Origin of the sequence: Acinetobacter sp. 1542444 (assembly GCF_000581835.1) — a bacterium.
Taxonomy (GTDB): domain Bacteria; phylum Pseudomonadota; class Gammaproteobacteria; order Pseudomonadales; family Moraxellaceae; genus Acinetobacter; species Acinetobacter pittii.
This window is the reverse complement of the sequence record NZ_JEYA01000002.1, coordinates 61,241-80,510: the sequence shown is the minus strand read 5'-3', so window position 1 is coordinate 80,510 and position 19,270 is coordinate 61,241. Positions and strand designations below refer to the sequence as shown.

General features: G+C 39.6%; 22 protein-coding genes. All 22 read left to right on the top strand.

Annotated elements, in window-relative coordinates:
- Positions 1-15: 15 nt before the first annotated feature.
- Positions 16-486, top strand: a complete 471-nt coding sequence (locus J580_RS09330) for a hypothetical protein (RefSeq protein WP_032003942.1) — start codon at positions 16-18, stop codon at positions 484-486.
- A gap of 3 nt (positions 487-489) precedes the next feature.
- A complete protein-coding gene (locus tag J580_RS09325) occupies positions 490-1,470 on the top strand; it encodes a major capsid family protein (RefSeq protein WP_032003941.1) in 981 nt (326 codons plus the stop codon).
- Between the two features lie 12 nt (positions 1,471-1,482).
- Positions 1,483-1,857, top strand: a complete 375-nt coding sequence (locus J580_RS09320; RefSeq protein ID WP_032003940.1) for a hypothetical protein — start codon at positions 1,483-1,485, stop codon at positions 1,855-1,857.
- 9 nt (positions 1,858-1,866) lie between these two features.
- Positions 1,867-2,250 carry a DUF4054 domain-containing protein gene (locus J580_RS09315; RefSeq protein ID WP_032003939.1) on the top strand — a complete coding sequence of 128 codons (384 nt, stop codon included), beginning with the start codon at positions 1,867-1,869 and terminating at the stop codon, positions 2,248-2,250.
- Positions 2,251-2,259: 9 nt separating this feature from the next.
- Complete coding sequence (locus J580_RS09310; RefSeq protein ID WP_032003938.1) at positions 2,260-2,451, top strand: hypothetical protein; 192 nt, start codon at positions 2,260-2,262, stop codon at positions 2,449-2,451.
- A gap of 7 nt (positions 2,452-2,458) precedes the next feature.
- Positions 2,459-2,941, top strand: coding sequence for a hypothetical protein (locus J580_RS09305; RefSeq protein ID WP_032003937.1), 483 nt, complete (start codon positions 2,459-2,461; stop codon positions 2,939-2,941).
- Complete coding sequence (locus J580_RS09300) at positions 2,934-3,377, top strand: hypothetical protein (RefSeq protein WP_032003935.1); 444 nt, start codon at positions 2,934-2,936, stop codon at positions 3,375-3,377. The genes J580_RS09305 and J580_RS09300 overlap by 8 nt, the downstream gene beginning before the upstream one ends.
- 62 nt (positions 3,378-3,439) lie before the next feature.
- Positions 3,440-4,207, top strand: a complete 768-nt coding sequence (locus J580_RS09295; RefSeq protein WP_032003934.1) for a hypothetical protein — start codon at positions 3,440-3,442, stop codon at positions 4,205-4,207.
- A gap of 5 nt (positions 4,208-4,212) precedes the next feature.
- Positions 4,213-4,533 (top strand): hypothetical protein, encoded by a 321-nt coding sequence (locus J580_RS09290; protein ID WP_032003932.1) that lies wholly within the window; start codon positions 4,213-4,215, stop codon positions 4,531-4,533.
- Between the two features lie 35 nt (positions 4,534-4,568).
- Positions 4,569-4,793 (top strand): hypothetical protein, encoded by a 225-nt coding sequence (locus J580_RS09285; protein ID WP_031380325.1) that lies wholly within the window; start codon positions 4,569-4,571, stop codon positions 4,791-4,793.
- Positions 4,794-4,869: 76 nt separating this feature from the next.
- A complete protein-coding gene (locus J580_RS09280) occupies positions 4,870-5,445 on the top strand; it encodes a hypothetical protein (RefSeq protein WP_032003931.1) in 576 nt (191 codons plus the stop codon).
- 68 nt (positions 5,446-5,513) lie between these two features.
- A complete protein-coding gene (locus tag J580_RS09275) occupies positions 5,514-8,288 on the top strand; it encodes a tail protein (protein ID WP_032003930.1) in 2,775 nt (924 codons plus the stop codon).
- A 10-nt stretch (positions 8,289-8,298) separates the two neighbouring features.
- Positions 8,299-8,952, top strand: coding sequence for a DUF2460 domain-containing protein (locus J580_RS09270; RefSeq protein WP_032003929.1), 654 nt, complete (start codon positions 8,299-8,301; stop codon positions 8,950-8,952).
- The gene (locus J580_RS09265; RefSeq protein WP_032003928.1) at positions 8,949-9,806 is read left to right on the top strand and encodes a DUF2163 domain-containing protein; all 858 of its coding nucleotides are present in this window, start codon (positions 8,949-8,951) and stop codon (positions 9,804-9,806) included. The genes J580_RS09270 and J580_RS09265 overlap by 4 nt, the downstream gene beginning before the upstream one ends.
- A 60-nt stretch (positions 9,807-9,866) precedes the next feature.
- Positions 9,867-10,574 (top strand): hypothetical protein, encoded by a 708-nt coding sequence (locus J580_RS23795; RefSeq protein WP_032003927.1) that lies wholly within the window; start codon positions 9,867-9,869, stop codon positions 10,572-10,574.
- 15 nt (positions 10,575-10,589) lie between these two features.
- Positions 10,590-11,639 (top strand): exo-alpha-sialidase, encoded by a 1,050-nt coding sequence (locus J580_RS09255; protein ID WP_032003925.1) that lies wholly within the window; start codon positions 10,590-10,592, stop codon positions 11,637-11,639.
- The gene (locus J580_RS09250) at positions 11,632-12,549 is read left to right on the top strand and encodes a hypothetical protein (protein ID WP_032003924.1); all 918 of its coding nucleotides are present in this window, start codon (positions 11,632-11,634) and stop codon (positions 12,547-12,549) included. The genes J580_RS09255 and J580_RS09250 overlap by 8 nt, the downstream gene beginning before the upstream one ends.
- A gap of 451 nt (positions 12,550-13,000) precedes the next feature.
- A complete protein-coding gene (locus tag J580_RS09245; RefSeq protein ID WP_032003923.1) occupies positions 13,001-13,426 on the top strand; it encodes a C40 family peptidase in 426 nt (141 codons plus the stop codon).
- Positions 13,423-15,912 carry a phage tail protein gene (locus J580_RS09240; protein WP_032003922.1) on the top strand — a complete coding sequence of 830 codons (2,490 nt, stop codon included), beginning with the start codon at positions 13,423-13,425 and terminating at the stop codon, positions 15,910-15,912. Before J580_RS09245 ends, J580_RS09240 begins: the two co-directional genes overlap by 4 nt.
- A 322-nt stretch (positions 15,913-16,234) precedes the next feature.
- Entirely contained in the window at positions 16,235-17,293 is a 1,059-nt protein-coding gene (locus J580_RS09235) for an acyltransferase family protein (RefSeq protein WP_032003921.1), read from the top strand.
- Positions 17,294-17,618: 325 nt separating this feature from the next.
- Positions 17,619-18,797, top strand: coding sequence for a hypothetical protein (locus J580_RS09230; RefSeq protein ID WP_032003920.1), 1,179 nt, complete (start codon positions 17,619-17,621; stop codon positions 18,795-18,797).
- A gap of 69 nt (positions 18,798-18,866) precedes the next feature.
- Positions 18,867-19,256 (top strand): hypothetical protein, encoded by a 390-nt coding sequence (locus J580_RS09225; RefSeq protein ID WP_032003919.1) that lies wholly within the window; start codon positions 18,867-18,869, stop codon positions 19,254-19,256.
- Positions 19,257-19,270: the final 14 nt, after the last annotated feature.

Genomic DNA, 19,270 nt, shown 5'->3' with positions numbered 1-19,270 from the left:
ACTGGAGAGATGACAATGTCTTTAACCCCTCAAGCTATTCCGGGTTTGCGTGCACGTCTGCACATGCCTGAAGAAATTCTATCTTTACCGGTTGCTGGTACAGGTGTCGTAAGTGACGGTGAAGTGGTCGTCCAGTCTACTGATGGAAAAACAGTTAGCGCGGTAACTGGAGCAACCAATAAAAAGTTTGGTGTAGTAGTTTTTCAGCACGTCGGTAAAACAGGAAAAAATGCGTTAGGTAAAGAAGCCTATCAAGCCACGGATTGTGCACCTATCATGCAGATTGGTTCAATTTGGGTAAAACCTACTGCACCTGTAATTGATATCAATGCAAAGGTATATGTGCGTACCGCGAACCCGACTACCCAAGCGCCGCTGGGTTCACTTTCTTCTGCAGCATTGGATTCTACGGAACTTCCTAATGCCTCTTGGGAAACCATCACTAGTACTGATGGATTAGCACTTCTTCGATTACGTGGAGCATAATCAATGTCAAAACAATTAGAACAAATGAAAATTCGCTTAACGGCAGTTGCACATGGTGTGCAAATCGCCGTTGGTGATGCCTTCAATTTAGATAACTTTGCCAAGTTACTATTAAAGCTTGAATCAATTGATGAAATGACACCGCAACTTGCTGAAGCTCAAGCTTACGCAAAGTACTTACCAATTGAAGGGTTAGAAGGTGCAGTTGTGGGATCCGCAAGTGTCTTACAACGTAAGAAAGGTGTCGGCCGTGGTAAACGTTTCTCTGGTCTTGGCAACGATGTACCACTAGCAGAAGTTGTTTATGATGAAGTAAAACTCACCGTACAGCCTGGTGTTATTGGTTATGAAATCAGTATCTTTGATGCGGCAGCAGCCTTGAAAGCTGGTATTCAGTTAGCGACCGATAAAGTTGAAGCTGCGCGTTTGGCTTATGAAAACCATATGAGTGATGTGGCTTGGTTTGGTGAACCTGAAACAGGGTTACTGGGATTTTATAACCAGACAGGTGTAGAGGTCATTACTTCAACATTAGATTATGCAACAGCTACAGTTGAAGCGGTTCTTGCAGACATTAACAAGGCGATTAAAGGTGCTACCAATGCATCTAAGTTTGATAGCAGTGTTCAGCCTGATACTTTCGTGATGCCTGAGAATAAGTTCACTATCCTTGCTAGCCGTATCGTTCCAGATTCTGCAGGTAAGACTTTTCTTGAATACATTAAGGAAAAGAACACCTTTGCAATGCAAGGTAAAACACTAACGTTTACTTCTGAAAGTACGCTTGAGAGTAAAGGCGAAGGCGGGACAGACCGCAGCATTATTTATCGCCGTGATCCAAGCTGCATTACTTTCCGTTGTAATGAACTGGAATTCTTGGCAGCTCAACCTATCAATTATGTGATGCGTACACCAGGACACTATATGTATGAAGGTGTCTATTTAAAACGTGTCGATTCTCTCCGCTACTACGATGTTGAATAAGGAAAATTAAACATGCCAAAAATTACTTACAGCGGCTCTCAGGCCGCTTTTTCTTTTGATGGGATTCAAGTCGGTCTGGGTCAAACTGTGGAAGTTAGTGCTGCGGATCTCACACGTATTTCTAAAGGGAAGGCTTTTAAGTCACTTGTAGAAAAAGGTGAACTTGAAGTTCAGGAAATCCCAGATGATGAACCAAAAGCAGCAGGTAAAACAGGCGGCCGTGGTGGTAAAGGTGGAAAACAGAATGATGCTGCAGGTGATAATGTTAAAGCAGATGAAGCTGCTTTGGCCGCCGTGAGAGCTGAATTAACTGCACTTGAAGTAATGTTCAGTGATGATGAAACACTTGAGCAATTACAGGCGAAGTTAGATCGGGCTAAGGAATAAGGTGGACCTATGGACGTACAAACCTTTCGCCAGAAATTCTCTACGGATACGGGTTTAGTCAATTTGTCTGATGCAAAGATTCAGGATGCATTAGAAGAAGTAGATCTGGTCGTTTCTCAAATTGAGTTTGGTGCATTAAAGGAACGTGCTGTAGGTCTGTATGCAGCACATATTCTTAAAGTTGGAACCATTAGCGGCAATGGTGCTGCTTTTGGTACCGCCTCGAGCATGACAATTGCCGGCCAAAGTGTGAGTTATTCACGATCATCGAAGGAGGCTTTCTATGATCTCAGCATGTATGGCCAGCGCTACCTTGCACTAAAAAATTCCATTCCAATCGATGATGAAGGCACAAATCCTAATCGTTTAGGCGTTGGCGCTTTTGTCGTATAGGAGAATCCCATGCCTTTTAAATATCAGGCACCCCAAGGTTATAAGCCAACAAAAATTGTTATTGCTGGTCAGAACCTTGATATCAAAAACGGTGTTTTAGAATCTGAAGACGACATTATCCATATTTTAAAACCCTTGGGTTTTGAGCGTTATGTTGAAGTGGTTGAGCCAAAGAAATCAACGGCCTCTGCTAAAGAGTAATTAAGCTATGAGCGATTATCGTGTTGATAAGCAAGTCAACTTTGATGAGATGAATAATCACGTTAGGTTTGAAATAAGACACACGATTAACGCTCTTACTTTGCGCTTACAGCGGATTGTTCAGGAAGACATGTTGAGTGGTCAACGGCTAAAAGTTCAGTCTGGCCGCTTACGTGGTTCCGTTTCGTCCAAAGTGGATGAAGATAAGGATTCGATAGAGGGAACGGTAGGAGCTGGCGGTGCTTTGGTACCTTATGCCTTTGCTCATGAGTTTGGCTTACATGGATCTATGGGCGTTAAGGCTCATCTTCGAACAATCAAACAGGCTTTTGGTCGACCTATCTCACCAGTTCAGGTCAATGTGAAGGCTCATTCAAGGAATGTTCGTTTTAGAGAACTGCGATTCATGCGTGATTCTTTAGATATGGTGGCCAAGATAGTGCCGAAAAATATTGATGCAGCAATTGAGCGAGGTTTAGCAGGTGGATAGCGAAGCAATCTATCAAGCGTTGTTTGATCGGTTAAGTACAAACGTAGAAGGATTGGTTACGGTCAGTCGCCGTCTACGACACTTTAACCATGTGACACCAGAACAGCGCCCAGCCATGTTTATTACACAAGGTAATCAGCAAGAAGTACCGGTACATGGTTTTGATTCAAAAGTTGAACTAGCCGCTGAGGTCTATCTCTATATCCATGAGGCTGATAGAGCTAAACCTCCGTCATCACAGATGAATATTTTCATCGATCGTGTACGTGAAGCTATTCAGCCAGAACATCCGGATTTCAGCGAATATCAAACCTTAGGTGGTTTGGTCGAGCATTGTTGGATCGAGGGCACAATCGAAGTATATGAAGCAGTAGAAAATATGCTGGATGATCAGGCGATTGCAATTATCCCTATCCGGATCCTCACCACCAATTAACAAAACATTCATTTAATGACCGCCTCTATGGCGGTTTTGTCATTTTAGAGAGGTCAAAATAAATGGCTCAATATTTATTTGGTGCCGGCAAGATCTTTGCTACACCGATTCAAGATGTTTATGGGCAACCGATTAGTAATTCTACGCCTGTAGAAGTAGGGGTATTACAGTCTGTTGGTGTCGATATTAGTTTCGATTTAAAAGAACTCTTTGGCCGTGGACAGTTCGCCGTAGATGCTGCACGTGGTAAAGGCTCAATTAAAGGCAAAGCATCATTCGGGCGAATTAACGGAACCCTATTAAATTCTATTTTCTTTGGAGGCGTTGTTGCTGAAGGTGGAATCGAAACAGTATCTCAAACCATTAATGGTGAAATCGTTCCTGCAGGTGGCTTAGTTACTCCAGTAGTTCCAAATAGTGGAACCTTTGTAAAAGACTTAGGTGTAACTGATGGAAAAGCTATTCCACTCAAGCGTGTAGCGTCAGCGCCAACGGCTGGACAATACAGCGTAGATGCAGCAACAGGGGCATATACTTTTGCTACAGCGGATGTGGGGAAAGTAGTTTTTATTAGCTTCCGTTATTCGGCAACGGTCGCAGGGGGCAAGTCAATCACCGTATCTAACTTAGATATGGGCTATACACCTGAATTTGCCTTAGATCTTCAACGAGATTACAAGGGCAAATTCATGCACATGAATTTCTACCGCTGTACCAGTAACAAGCTTGGGTTTAGTTCAAAACAGGATGATTACGACATCCCTGAATTTGAATTTCAGCCAATGGCCGATGATCTTAACCGTGTTTTCAAAATCGATTTATCGGAGTAATACAAATGCAATTTAAGCAAGTTGAAAACCCGCGTGGTAATAGTAAAGAAATTGCTGGTCAGACTTGGATTTTTGCTCCTGCACCATTGGGTACACTTGAGCGATTTCAAGAACAGTTAAATTCCAACAATGTTCCTGTATCAGTGATTGTTGATATGGCTCATATCTGTTTAAAGCGAAATTATCCGGATATTACCCGTGACTATGTTGCAGATGAGCTCTTAGACATGGCCAACATGGAAGAGGTTTTATCATTAGTGACCAAAACCTCAGGCCTAGACTACTCGGGTAATACCACGGGCACGGGTGAAAGCTCGGGGGAATAAACTGGGAGGAGCTGTACACGCATTTAGTGCTAACTATGGGTAAAGATTACGACTATGTACGTAGTGAAATTGATCTACCAAGATTAAGGGCATTAAATGCGTATCAGCAAAATAACCCTCCCACAAATATCGGGGTGCAACGGCTTTGTCGTATTTTGGAAACTTTTATGGGAATTGATGAAAGTCAGCCAGTTAATACTGAATCAGAAGACGATGACGATTTAATTGAGGTTTTAAGCAATTTTCCTCAGGGCGGTTAAGGCCGCCTAAGATTTTTTAAGAGACATTAAATAGGCAATTTGGTATCTTTGTTAATACGTTTATAGGGTATCAAATATGATTAATAAAATATTAATAGGAATTCTTGTATTAGCTCTTTCTGCAATTCTTTATATAGTTGGGAATTATCTTTATATGCAATATGACAGAAATGAACACTCAAAGGAATATGAAACCAACTCTTATAAAATAGATAAATTAATAAAAAATAAAGCAACAAAAGATCTAAAAACCAATGACTTGGTCTTTGTTTGTGAACTAAGAAAATCATTGTGGCATACTACTGTACCTTTTGAAACTATTCAATTAGCTGCTGAAGATAATAGTCCGAAATATAAAAAGTTTGTTAGGGAAGTAACACAAGATATATTTAGAGATACGCAATTGAAAGCTTTTGTAAAGGGGAAGCAATCAGAAGTAGACTTAGAAGTTGTTGGTAGTTTGTGCACGCTTTTAAACTCTGAGACTGGTTCAAGTAGATCGCTTTATAATAAGCTTTTATCTCAAAAATATAATATTGATCTGGAAAGCGGTTCGCTTAGTTATGTTGATATTTCTAAAGTAACCCAAGAAGATCTTGATGAATATCTAAAGGCAAAAAAAGCTGAAGAAAATATACGTCTGAAATTTTAAAATCATTTTAAATTTTAATATGAACCCACTCTAAGAGGTGGGTTTTTTTATGCCTGAGGAAAACTGAAATGGCGAATAACCGCGTAGAAGTTCATATTGGTGCTAAGACCTCTGAGCTTAAAAAAGGTATGGATGATGCTGAAAAAATTGTCACTGAATCTGCCAAGCAAATTGAAAATACTACTAAAGGTGTGAACTTTAAGTTTAATCTTTCGGGAATTAAACGCCAGTTTGATGATGTTTCAAAGTCAATTGCAGATGGTTTTAATAAACAGATTGGGGATGCCTTAAGCGGGTCACGATTAGGCTCGGCTTTTGATGGTATTACTTCCAAATTAGGAGCTCTGCGTGGTGGTGCACTGGTTGCAGCTGGAGCGGTTGCAGGGCTGGCAGTAGGTGGTACTGTAGCAGCTACAGCGGGTTTAGCAACATTGGCAATTGAAGTGGCCAATAATAATGTTGAACTTGCGAGATTCTCAGCCTTAGCAAATACCTCAATACAGTCATTTCAGGGATTATCTGGCGCGGCACAAACCTTAGGTTTTTCACAAGAAAAACTCTCAGACATGATGAAAGATTTCAACGAAAAGATCGGTGAGTTTGCATCAGTGGGTTCTGGTGGGGCTAAAGACTTTTTTGAGCAAATCGCCGTTAAAACGGAGTCGGGCGCCGAGGGTGCTAAAAAGCTCGCTGAAGAAATGTCCAAGATGGATGGTGTAGAAGCCTTACAGACATATGTTGATAAGCTGGAAGAGGCTGGAGTCAACCAGCAACAAATGTCTTTCTATCTTGAGAGTATGGGCTCAGATCTCACTGGATTAATCCCGATTTTGCAAGATGGCGGTAAGCTTTGGAAAGAATACCAGTCTGCTATGGAAGAAGCAGGGATTATTACTGGTGAAGAGGCAATTCAAAAATCCATTGAATTAAAGGCTCAAACTGAAGTACTTCAAATGCAGTACACCGGCTTAAAAAATCAATTGGCTCAAGCAGTGATGCCAGCTTTAAGCGGTGTAATTAGTCATTTCATGAATGGTACTACAAAAGGTGGAGCATTTACCGGAGTTATTCAGACATTAGGCTCAGTTGCTAAGGGTGTTGCAGTTGTTATTGTAGGGCTTGGAGCTGGATTACAAAATCTTGTGCGTTTAATGTCTGGTGTGATGAGTAATCTAAGGACTATTGGAAGTACTGCCGTAAACTTTGTAAATGCGGATGGGATCCTGGCTAAAGGTAAGGCTCTGGCTGGTGGAGTTAAGGCAATCTGGACTGAAACTAAAGATACTGTGGTTGATATTGCTGGTACTACCAAAGCCGCAATTAATTCAGCTTCTAATATCTTTAGTGGAACACCGTCATTTGATCGTTTATCTCAAGCCAAAATAGATATCCAAAATGCTCAACTTGGTAGTAGAGGTGGCAGTAAAGGGGTTACTTCTGGTATCGGACAAAATAAGGCACTCAATCCTGATGGTGGTAAACCAGATAAGGCAAAGCAGGGTAAATCTGATGCTGTGCGCCAAGCTGAACAAGCAGCTAAAGCACTTGCTGATATTCGGTATAAATATGCATCTGAAGAAAAGAAAATCGCTTTAGATCTGCAAAAGGCATTAGATGAGATTGAAAAATCTAAAATGTCTGAAGCTGAAAAAGCCGCTGCCAAAGTCAAAGCCGAAAAGGATGCCTCAGACAAGATCATTGCTATACGTTCAAAAGAGTTTGAGGAATATAAAAAAGCTCGTGAAGAACAGATCGACAATTATCAACAGCAAGCACAGCGCCTTTATGAAATTGAAGCGGCACGGATCCAAGCTGAATATGATGCCAAGAAAATTTCAAATGTTCGCAAAGTTCAATTAGAGAAAAAGCTCGAAGATCAATTACGTGAAATTAAACGGCAAGGTCTTTTAGAGCGTTTAGCACTTGAGAACGAGCAAACTGGAATTACGGGTAAGCAGGGCAATCAAAACCAAATCACAAATAATATTTCTGATTTGGAGACAGATCAGAAAGTTGCAAATACCCAGTCAATCGGCTTAATCAGTGATGCGGAAATGAAAGACTTTGAAGATAAGTTCGGAGGCTTCACTTCTCGACTTTCTAACCTTTGGGATCAGGGCATTCAGTCACTTATGAATGGTACTTTGACTTGGAGCAATGCAACCAAGGCTGTACTTGCTGATATGGGCCAATTCGCATTGCAATCCGCTACTAAAGAGCTACAAGGTTGGCTCAGAATCCAAGCTATTAAGCTAGCGCGAAAGCTTGGGTTTGTCGGGGCAGAAACAGCTGCTGAGGCTTCGGGTCAGGCTGCACAAACAGGTGCAACAATCGCAGGGGAAGCAACACGAACCGGTGTTACTGCTGCAGGTGGTTTAGCTCGTTTAGGTTTAAAAGCTGCAGAAGCTATCAAAGGAATCATGATGTCAGCATGGGAGGCAATGGCCGGAGCTTTTAAAGCCATGGTTGCCATTCCATACATTGGTCCAATTCTGGCCGTCGGTGCCGGTGCTGCTGCGTTCGGTTTAGTTGCTGGTTTGGCTGGTAAGATTAAATCTGCTCGAGGTGGTTACGACATTCCATCAGGTGTAAATCCAGTTACTCAGCTGCATGAAGACGAAATGGTTTTACCTTCACAACATGCAAATACCATTCGTGAAATGGGTAAAGCCATGCGTAGTGGTGCAAGTTTCGGTGCGGCTGCCGCGGCCGAAGGTGGGGGAGGTGGACCTGTAATCAACCTTGGTTTCCTTGATACCAAAGGTGCAGATCGTTGGTTAAAGAAAAACAGTAAAGCCGTTGCGGACAGTTTAAAGGGTTATCGCCGTAATTTTGGTAAATAAGGAGGTATAAGTGTCAAACGTATTATTTCCAGAATTACCCGGTCTTGAGTGGGATGCTTCAATTACGCCCATGTTCAATACAAAGATCATGACTTCAATTAATGGCCGAGAGCTCCGTGCGAGCTTTCAGGCCGCTCCTAAATATGAAATCTCGTTGTCTTACGCATTCTTGCGGGAAAATAAGGGAAGAAAGGAATTGCAGCAACTACAAGGGTTTTATTTAGAACGTCGTGGGGCTTTTGATTCGTTTCTTTACAAGATGCCTGATGATAATCAGTTTGATTGCACCTTTGTAGGGGATGGGGCTACAACTTCATTCCAACTTTATAAGGATATGTATACAAGTCAATTGCCACTCGGAAATACCGAAGAGCAAATGGTCGGTGAAGTGGATCCCAACATGTGGAATCAAACACCAGTTAAGCCGATGTGGGATGCGAACACATCGAAACCCATGTGGAATGCTGCAACAGCAAAAATCACTTCAGATGGTAAATATATTTTATCTCAACCATTAGAAGCTGGAATTGAGATAACTATCTCAGGAACCTATTTTTATAGATGCCGCTTTAAAGATGACACTCAGCAGTATGTCAACTTTATGCATAAGTTATGGAAGGCGAACAAGGTTGAATTAATCGGATCCTTAGGAACTAAGATATGAGACAAGCATCACCCAAACTTATAGCCTTGTTGGATGCTGATCAATTCATTATGGCGGATCTGTACACCATCACCACTATACAAGGCATTGAATATTGCTATACCAGCTATGACGTCAATTTGACCGTGCAAGGTAAGGAGTTTCGTGCTGATGGTCCAATCATTAGCCGCGAAGGTACCAACCTTTCTTTAGGAATAGAAGTTGATAATTTGTCTATCAAAATTGAAACCAATGAAAGCGCTAAATTTGGTGACGTACCTGTAGCACAAGCATTTCATAACGGTGTTTTAGACGGCGCTCGCTTTAAGCTTGAACGTGTATTTATGGATATGCACACTCCAACGGATACAACTGCCGGCACCTTGGTTTTATTTGAAGGCCGTATTGTTGAGCCAGAACTCGATCGTTATGAAATTAACGCTAGTGTGGTTTCAGAAGTGGATGACTTAAAACTACAGATGCCGAGAAACTTATACACACCAGGTTGTTTAAATACCTTATTTGATAGTGCGTGTGGATTGTTAAGTGCAGATTTTGCCGTGAATACGACAATTGGAGCGAATAGTTCTCCTAGTCGCATCCTGTGTGATTTAAGCCAGCCGCAAGGTTGGTTTACTCAAGGAGTTGTGGAGTTTCTAGAAGGAGCGAATGTTGGTATTAAGCGTACTATTCGTTTGCATGAATCGGGTGCATTGCTTCTAACTCTGCCACTTCTTGATATGCCAGCAATTGGAGAAACAATCCGCGTTTATCCGGGTTGTGACAAAAGACTTGATACTTGTACTAACCGCTTTAATAACCGTGCTCGCTTCCGTGGTGCGCCGTTTGTACCTGTACCTGAAACATCAATTTAATGACTTTATATTTAATCAAAGCCCTGTTAATCACAGGGCTTTTTATTTGGGATAAATATTATGGCAGTTCCTAATAAAGATGCCTTGATTGGACCTACGGTCACAGAGGCACAATTTAAAACCAATCTTGGCGCAATTGTTGATTTCATTAAACCAATCGAATCTCAAAGCCCCAACTATGCAACAACTGCTTTGTTGACTGCTACAAGACCAGTTGAAAACCAAAGTTATGCAAAAGCCTTAGATACAGGGAAGGTCTGGTTTTGGAATAAACCAGCTGGGGCAGCAGAAGGAAATTATTGGACCAGTACAAATCTGAGCGAGCTTGATCAAGCCAAGAAATATGCAGATAACCTCATTCAAGTTGATCCCGCGAAACCTTTGCATCGTTTTTCAGATGCAAATGGCGAAGTAATTATGCAAATTCTTGATGATGGTACTCTTGAGGTTATTGATTTACGTGTGAATGGGATTGATTTCGATCCGAGTTCCATTGCTTCGATCTCAGAAACAATCAAGACAGATGAGGTTGAAATTCTTCACCGCTTTTCAGATGCAAGTGGGCTACCAGCATTAACTATTGATTCAAGAGGCAGACCAATTGGTGGAAAACCTTTTGATCTAGGAATTGATGCAATGTTTGCGAATGCAACTACACCAGAAGAGCTAAACCGGATTGGCTTGTATCATGACTATGTAAAATCACTTGGATCAACCCCGTACAATTTTAATATTACAGTTGCAACGAAGGGAAGTGGCGAAAAATAGCTAAGAATGCCAGGGATGGTTCAAATCAGTAAAAACCGCATTTTTGTGGCATATACGATTTATCGGGATGAGTCTACGGCTGACCAAACACATGCTGAAATGCACGGCAAGTTTATTAATTTTGATTTAGTAAATAAAACAGCATCAATTGATGGTGACACCGTAGTTTTTCCTGTCATGGCAGTAGAGAAAGCTCATAGACATCCATGCTTTGCTAAAGTTTTAAATAAACAAACTGGTAAATATCGATACATCTGCTTGTTTAACACTGGAACTCAGTTGCTTGGTGATAGTGAATTGAACCTCGTCTATTCAGATGACGATTGCAAAACATGGTCCACAATTCAGACACTAATGTCTGAAAGCACAACGACAGAGCCCTTTTATCTTATCCCATGTTCAATTGTGACAATACCTAGAGGAATTTTTTCTGGACGCCTTGTCACTGCAGTATTCAGACAAGCCCCTGATCAATCGACAAGTGAAATAGCAATCCTATATTCAGATAATTCGGGGGAGACGTGGAAGATAGGTGGAAAGTTGGCAAATGGAACATTCAACACACCAGAGGTAACATTTGGGTTTCTTAATGAAACAATGGTTTGCTTAGATGCCCAGGGCAACCTTTTATTAGGTATTCGAAATGAAGGTTATAACAATTTAAACCAAAGGGTGATGCTCTGGGCTAGAAGTTACGATGGTGGCAATACTTTAGTTATTGAAGATAAGCCGCACTTAGTAACAGCTATGTCGGAGGGTTCAATTCTTCAAGCCGCCACCAGTTTGCATGAAGGAATCCCCAAAATCCTCTATTCATATCCATCTCAGCCAAATTTGGGTGCTACTGGTTATCAACGAAGATACCTGCGTGTTGCCCTCAGTTATGACAATGGAAAATCATTTCCAATTGAATATACACCAGACGTTTTATCTACTTGGACAGGCTATTCACATCTAATTGGACTGTCTGATCAAGATTTTGTACTCGTACAAGAGCGGGGGCCTAATCTTGAGACAATTTATATAAACTTTTTTAATATCGCGGAGATGTTAAGCCATGTCTAAAACATATTACAGTAATAAGAAGTTCACAGGCCTTAGTTCTTTTGGTATTGCGTTGGATGAGATTACAACTGATGCAGATAAGATGGACTTCTTAGTACGTCAATTGGATAGTATAAATGCGGATACATCCTATTTGACGACAATGACAGCTCCAGGAATCTTTAACACATTAAAAAATCATGTAACTCGCGTTCAAACAGAGGGCGGAAAAATTGGCAGTATGGCCAAAACAATCAAAGCCATTGTATTTATAGCTAGAAATGCGTTAGCCAATTATGTGGCAGCAAGTATAGCCTTTGGCTACAAAAACGCAGGAAGTTATCTTGACAAGGTCTATAGTTTGTCTGGGACAAATTTTGATTTTAAAAATGATAGTGTTAATACTGCAGACAAGGATTTAGATTTAGATACAGTAGTTAACTTAAATAGTGGATTTGCTACATTTGCGGCGCCAAGTACATTTACTGCAGCATCTTATTTATTGTCAATGTCTGCGAAAACCAGCACATCTACGTCTAATGTACAGATATCAATGCGGGATACAGCAAATACTAGTGGACACACAATTGTAATGTTGAGAGAGGATACTGCTACAAATACGTGGATTGGATGCAGCAATAGTTCCTTTGTCTATAATGAGTCTCCACAGGCTGTTCCAGCTCCATATACACCTTTCTTAGGTAAAAGTGGGCGATTCGCAATTAGTGGAACTCAGGTAATTTCGTATAATGGAGGAATCTATAGTAAAGCTGTTAATGTTATTGATTTTACTTCTATTCCACTTTACCCAGCATTCGCTGTAGGTCGAGCAAGCGCAATTGTAAAGTCAAGTCATATGGCCGAAATGTGGTGGATTCCTAATGGTACGCAAGCGTTGGCTCACCTTCTCAATACACATTTAACTATGTAAATTAGATTAATTGTCTTAAAATCTTTTTGAAATTCTGATCGTTAAATTAGAACATAGTTAAAATATGAAAAGATTTGAATCACTTGATTGGTTGCGGGGAATAATTGCCTTTGCAATCATGATTTATCATTATATATGAGAAAAAAATTTATTAAGGTTGGAAACAAAGCTATTACGCTGGATACAAAAGCAATTCAACAGGTTGATTAAATGTTAGTAAAACTAGTCTTTTATATGTCCTTGATTCTCTCACTCTTATTACTTGTAATGGGAGTAGTGACATTAAATCTATTGATAATAGTTGCAGGTGTTTTATTAGTCTTTGCTACATTCCTAATTAAAAGCATTTTTAAAATTAGATTCTTTAACGCATATTAGAGTCTAATTTATTTCTAATAAGCCCTTACTCCAGAGTTGAGGGCTTTTTATTTGTTTATTTTGTTGATGGCTTATGAAAAACATTGAAGCAGTTCAAGAAGCTTTAACGTGGCTCGGCACCCCATATCATCACCAAGGCCGTGTAAAAGGCGTGGGCGTGGATTGCGGAACTTTGATCTGTGAGGTCTACGAAAAAGTAGGGCTCATGGACCATTTAGATCCGCGGCCCTATCCAGCAGATTGGCATATGCATCAAATGGGGCAGCGTTACTTAGAGCTTATTCTAGGTGTATGTGATCCGATTGAAGGTCCACCACAACCGGGTGACATCGTTTTATATCATTTCGGCAAGTGTATTAGTCATGGTGCAATTGTCATTGAGTGGCCTCAGGTCATTCACAGTTATATCCATCAAGGAGTCATAATCCAAGATGGAACAAAAGGAAGTTTAGCCCGGCGAATTGCCGGGTTTTTTCGTATGAAGAGGCTAAAAGAATGAGTGGTGTTTTTGGTAGTACAACAATTAGTACGTCTGATACACGTATTAACTCTATGCGGATTCAACAATCAGCGTATGGGCTTTGTCAGCCTTTGGTTTACGGGAAAACCCGCGTAGCTGCCAACATGTTTTGGTACGGTGATTTTCTAGCAACGCCTCATACTACGGTTGAGAAATCAGGCGGTAAAGGGGGGAGCACTAAAACCAGCAATACAACATTTAGTTATAGTGCTTCGCTTATGCTTGGTTTGTGCGAGAACCAGATTAAAAAGATTGGCTTGATATGGGTTGATAAAGAACAGTACATTACAAAGCAGGAAGGATCTATTACATTAGATCCAATCGACCAGCTAAAGTTTGAATTGTTCGATGGCAATAATAATCCGCCGTGGGGGTGGTTAGTTTCAAAACATCCTGATCAAGCAATTAACTATCCATATTTAGGATATGTTGCATGTGCTAATTATGAGATGGGGAATAGTGCCAGCCTTTCAAATCATAACTTTGAGGTGATTAGCACAATTACCTTATCAGAAACTATTGATGATGCTAATCCAGCTGATGTGATTGAAGATTTTATTACTCATCCACGCCATGGGGCAGCACCTAATTTAAACATGGCAGATTTAGAAGAGTTCCGTACTTATTGCCGAGCAGCAAATCTTTTAATTAGCCCCGCATTCACAGAACAACGTGCAGCTTATGAAACAATTAATGAGATTGTTGAGGCTGTAAATTGTGCCGTGGTACCTAGTCCAGATGGTTTGAAGATCCGTTCTTATGGCGATTCAGCAATTACTGGAAACGGCGTTACTTTTACACCGGATCTCACTCCGGTTTATCACTTAACTGATGATGATTTCATTAGTGATGATGAGCCAGTTCGAGTACGCCGTAGCCGTGATACAGATGCTTATAATCACGTTCAGATTGAATACATCAATCGCTATAACCAGTACAACACAGAAACCACTGAGGCCAAGGACCAAGCCAACATTGAGATGTTTGGCCTACGTACCGAGGATCCAGTAGAAAGCCATTATTTTTGTGAGCCCAAAATAGCTCGCCATGCCGCACAGCTTCGCTTACAACGATTGCTTTATGTGCGTAATGAATATGAGTTTACCTTAGGCTGGAAGTATTGCCGGTTAGAGCCAATGGATATTGTCACTATTACAGATGAAGCATTAGGCTTAAATCAATTTCCTGTACGTATTACACGTATTGAGGAAGACGAGTTCGGTGAATTAACTATTACGGCTGAGGAACTTGCTGTAGGTTCAAGATCTGCCATTGAATATGATTCACAAGCATCTAATGGTTATCAAGGCGGTAATGAAGAACCAGGTAATGTGAATGCTCCAGCTATCTTTGAACCTCCGCTGGATCTAACGGACGGTAAAAATCAGGTATGGGTTGCGGTGTCTGGTGGCATCAATTGGGGTGGCTGTAATGTATGGGTAAGTCTTGATAATACGACTTATGAAATGATTGGAACTATTTACGGTTCTGCTCGATATGGCCAATTAGTAACGGCCATTGATGCCGAAGACATAGCTTTGCAAGTTGAACTCAATACAGTCAGTCAGATTTTTAGTGGAACCTTAGAGGATGCTCAAGCTGACCAAACACTTTGTAAAGTCGGTGACGAGTATTTCAATTATCAAGTGGCCACTTTAAACGGATCCGGTCTTTATACATTGAGTGATGTTCTACGTGGACGTTTTGATGATGCACAAAATCATAATGTAGGGGAGCCGTTTGTACGACTAGATAAGGCTATTTTTGAGTATGGATTTAATGAAAATTTAGTAGGTAAACAGATCTTCTTGAAGTTCACTAGCTTTAACGGTTTAGAGCGTAAAGAGCAAACATTAGATGAGGTAACAGCTTACAGCTATACATTATATGGCGGACGTCCTGCTGGTGTTAAAGGTCTTTCACTTCAATCGCCGTTTGTAGGCACTACATTTAAAGTTCAATGGCAGAGCGCAACCGGTGCAGATGGCTATCGTGTGCAAGTTTGGTCGAACGGGGCAATGATTCGGCAGGTTGATACAACTAATACGGATTATAGCTATTCAATTGAAGAGGCTAAGACTGATGGAATAGGCCGTGCTTATACAATTCGTGTAGCCAGTAAAACTGGAGATCAGATCAGCACGTATGCTGAATTAAGCATTAGCAATCCGGTACCGCCAGTGCTTTTAAATGTTTATACCTCAGCAACTATTGATTCAGTCACAGTGACATGGGTACCTAGTGAAGTTCCAGACCTGAAAGACTATGCTGTTTGGCTCAGCAGTACTTCTAATTTTGATCCAACACAAACACCGCCTTCGTGGACCGGTACTGATTTAACAACCACAATTGGAGACTTACAACCAACAACTCCATATTACATTCGAGTTGCTGTACGTGATGTATGGGAAAACACAATCTGGAACTACTCAAATCAGCTTACTCAAAGTACTTCTGAAGGATAGTAAGTAATACTTTGAATAAAATTTGATAAATATATTCTATGTTTTTAGTGTTCTATAGTTTATTGTTAACGCAATTCATTAAAACTTTATTTTTATTTGAGATTTAATAGATATATATAAACAATAAAACTATAGTAACCATATTGATCCTTACAATAGTGGTGGTGGTAGTTTGGTGTGTAGTCAATAGAGACCAACCAAGCCCAATTCCAAAACCATTCGACTCAGTTCAAAACTAATATTTTTAACTATGTAAAACTAATTTATTGTCATAGAATCATTTCAAATTTTGTGACAGTTAAATTAGAACATAGTTAAAAATATGAAAAGATTTGAATCACTTGATTGGTTGCGGGGCATAATGGCCTTCGCAATCATGATTTATCATTTAGTGAGCTGGCAGCTTTACCAAGCTCCAGATCATCCGCATGCAGGAAGTGTATTAGGTAATTTCGGTATTTATGGTGTTTCAATCTTCTTTGTGCTTTCAGGATTAAGCATGGGGATTGTGTACAATAATTACATTAAGGACTTTAGCACTTCCTTTGTATTCTTTATTCGACGTCTATTTAGACTATTACCTTTGCTTTGGATAACCATTGCGGTTGTAGTCGCCGCAGGGTTTATCCTAAAAGGTGAATTGGATATTTATAAAGTTTTCCTTAACATTACTTTATTATTTGGTTTTGTTGCACCAGGGGAATATATAAATATTGGCGCTTGGAGTATTGGTAATGAAACATTCTATTATGCTTTCACACCTTTCCTTATCATGCTTTATGCCAAAAATAAGCAATTAGGTAATTTAGCTGTTTTGGGATTAGTTGCTGTAGGAATGTATTTTGCTTTCTCTGTTTTAGATCCAAGTAAAACTTTATCAGCTCAGTGGCAAACCTACATTAATCCATTTAATAACTTTTTCTTATACGCGTGTGGATTAGCTTTGTATTATAACTTTCATGATATAAGCATGAAGAATATTGCAAATGTTTTGGTTGTAATTTCTATCGCTGTTTTATGCTTTTATCCTGTGGCTGGTGACCAGATTAATATTACTACTGGTATCAACCGTGTCATTTTTGCTGTGGCATCAATCGCTTTGACACTTGGTTTTTATAAGTTAGAAATTGATCTTCCTAGTTGGTTTGCTAAACCTTTTGCAAACTTAGGTGAAGCTACATATGGAGTCTATTTACTACACCCAGTCGTCTATATGTTTGTTAATAAAATAGTTCACCAACCAATGCTGTGTATTGTTGTTACCTCAATTGCTACAATCATCGCAGCCAATATTTCTTATAGAGTTTATGAGAAACCTTTTATCAAAATTGGTAAGAAAGTTACTTCATCGGAAGTAAAAAGTATTCAGCAAGTTAGCTAAATTTTTACTTTTCAGCTAAGCACCCTCTGGGTGCTTTTTTATTGTCCAAGTATCAGATTTTAAGAAAAATAATTTTGAAATATTTAAATAATTAGTTTATTTTATATATGAACAACTAATCTATATATTTTTTAATTACTAATAATTTAAATGTTATGCCGGTCTTTCAAATCTGCTTAATAAATATACAAAATCATCAAGTATTTGCATATTAGTTAAATTTACACAATTGGTGAGTGGTTGGACCTTTGTTAAATTAAGTGAAAAAAATAAACGTTCTTGTTAATATGTTTAACAATTCAAATAGTCAATTACTCTTGCTTAAATGAACAATAAAGTTTTTCTGTACTTGGCGGTATTCTGTATTTCTATAGATAGTTACTTCCGCTTGCGTGGCATAGCCGGCATTGGCTTTCTTTTGATTTATCTTTTGACTATTAAATTTGAAGCTAAATTTAATAAAACTTTACTTATCCCAACAGTAATCATGTTGGTTGGGTTCATTGTTTATACATGTTTGGCTTTTTTATTCCCAAACATATACCTGCAAATTCCTGATGATAGAGATACATTCTTTTTCAAAGTATTAGACCGGCTCTCATTAATCATTCTTGCATTAATGATCTTTTGGTCCTTCAATAAGGTTAATTACGCATTAATACTTAGGAAAGTAGCTCTATTTCATATATTTTATCTATTAATACAATTCGTTCTTTACTATGGGGTTGGACTGAAGTTTGATCTGTTAGGAATATTTGGCATTGAGCAGCGTACATCAATGGATTATAGCGGTTCGACAGTATTCCGACCTGCCGGTCTTTTCTGGGAACCATCTAACTTTGCTGCTTATACCTTGGCATTGTATCTACCGTATCTGGTTAAAAATAGTAACTTTCAAAAGAAAGACTTTCTTCTACCAGTTTCGATTATTTTGACTTTATCCTCAGCTGCCTTCTTGGTTGGCTCACTGCTTTTGGTCACAATGTTACTAAAATCAGGCTTAATTAAGCGACCAAAGATTCTTTTTACAGCACTTATTATTGGGTTGCCATTAGTTTATTTTGGCTATAACTCTCAGAAAGACCGATTCTCAGATGGCGTATCTGATAACGCTAATACTATTTTACGAACTAATTTGGTTGAATACGCTTGGGAATCTCGACTTAATAATCCAGTTCTTTTAATTGGTGGTACAGGTCTATACTCTTACGATCTATACATCTATAAAGAAGAACAATACGCATATGGGCGAAATATTGCCTCCATCCAAGATGCTACACTCTTTGTATTTACTTATCTTTTAACAGGGGTAATTGGGCTATTTTTATTAATTTTACTTATCTTAAATGTTAAAGGTTTTAGTAATAAGCTTTTTGTTTTAACTTTTATGCTTACTAAGATTTCCTTCTTATTTCCAATATTCTTGTTCTTTATTTATATGGTTTTCGAAGAAAAGATCAGTAGACGAAATGCTGAAAAGGTTAAAGTAGAAACAACTACATAACCACCAAACCAAATACACAGACCCCGCATTCGCGGGGTTTTTTATTGTCTAATTTTTCTGGAGAGATAAATGGAACCAGTTTCCACTAGCGGTTTAACAGCAATTTTAAAATTTTATGGCGCAGCAATTATGGTGACTTTAGCGGTCGCATTAGTTGCCGCAGTAGTATTGATGACACGTATGCCTCGCTCACCTCAAGAATGGGCGGTAGGACTTATTTGTACAGTCGTATCAAGTTTGGCGGGCGGCTCATTCATTATCGTAAAGTGGGGACTTCATGAATGGGTGACTGATGTATGGGGAATGATAGCACTAGGTGGCTTCTTCTTTATTTGCGGTATTCCTGGCTGGGCTTTAGTTCGCTGGATCTTTAACTTTATTGATAAACAGGAAGGTAAGACCATTGTTGAAGTAATCAAAGAAGTTAAAAAAGCCAAAGATGATATTCAAAATAGTTAACCGCCTTCGGGCGG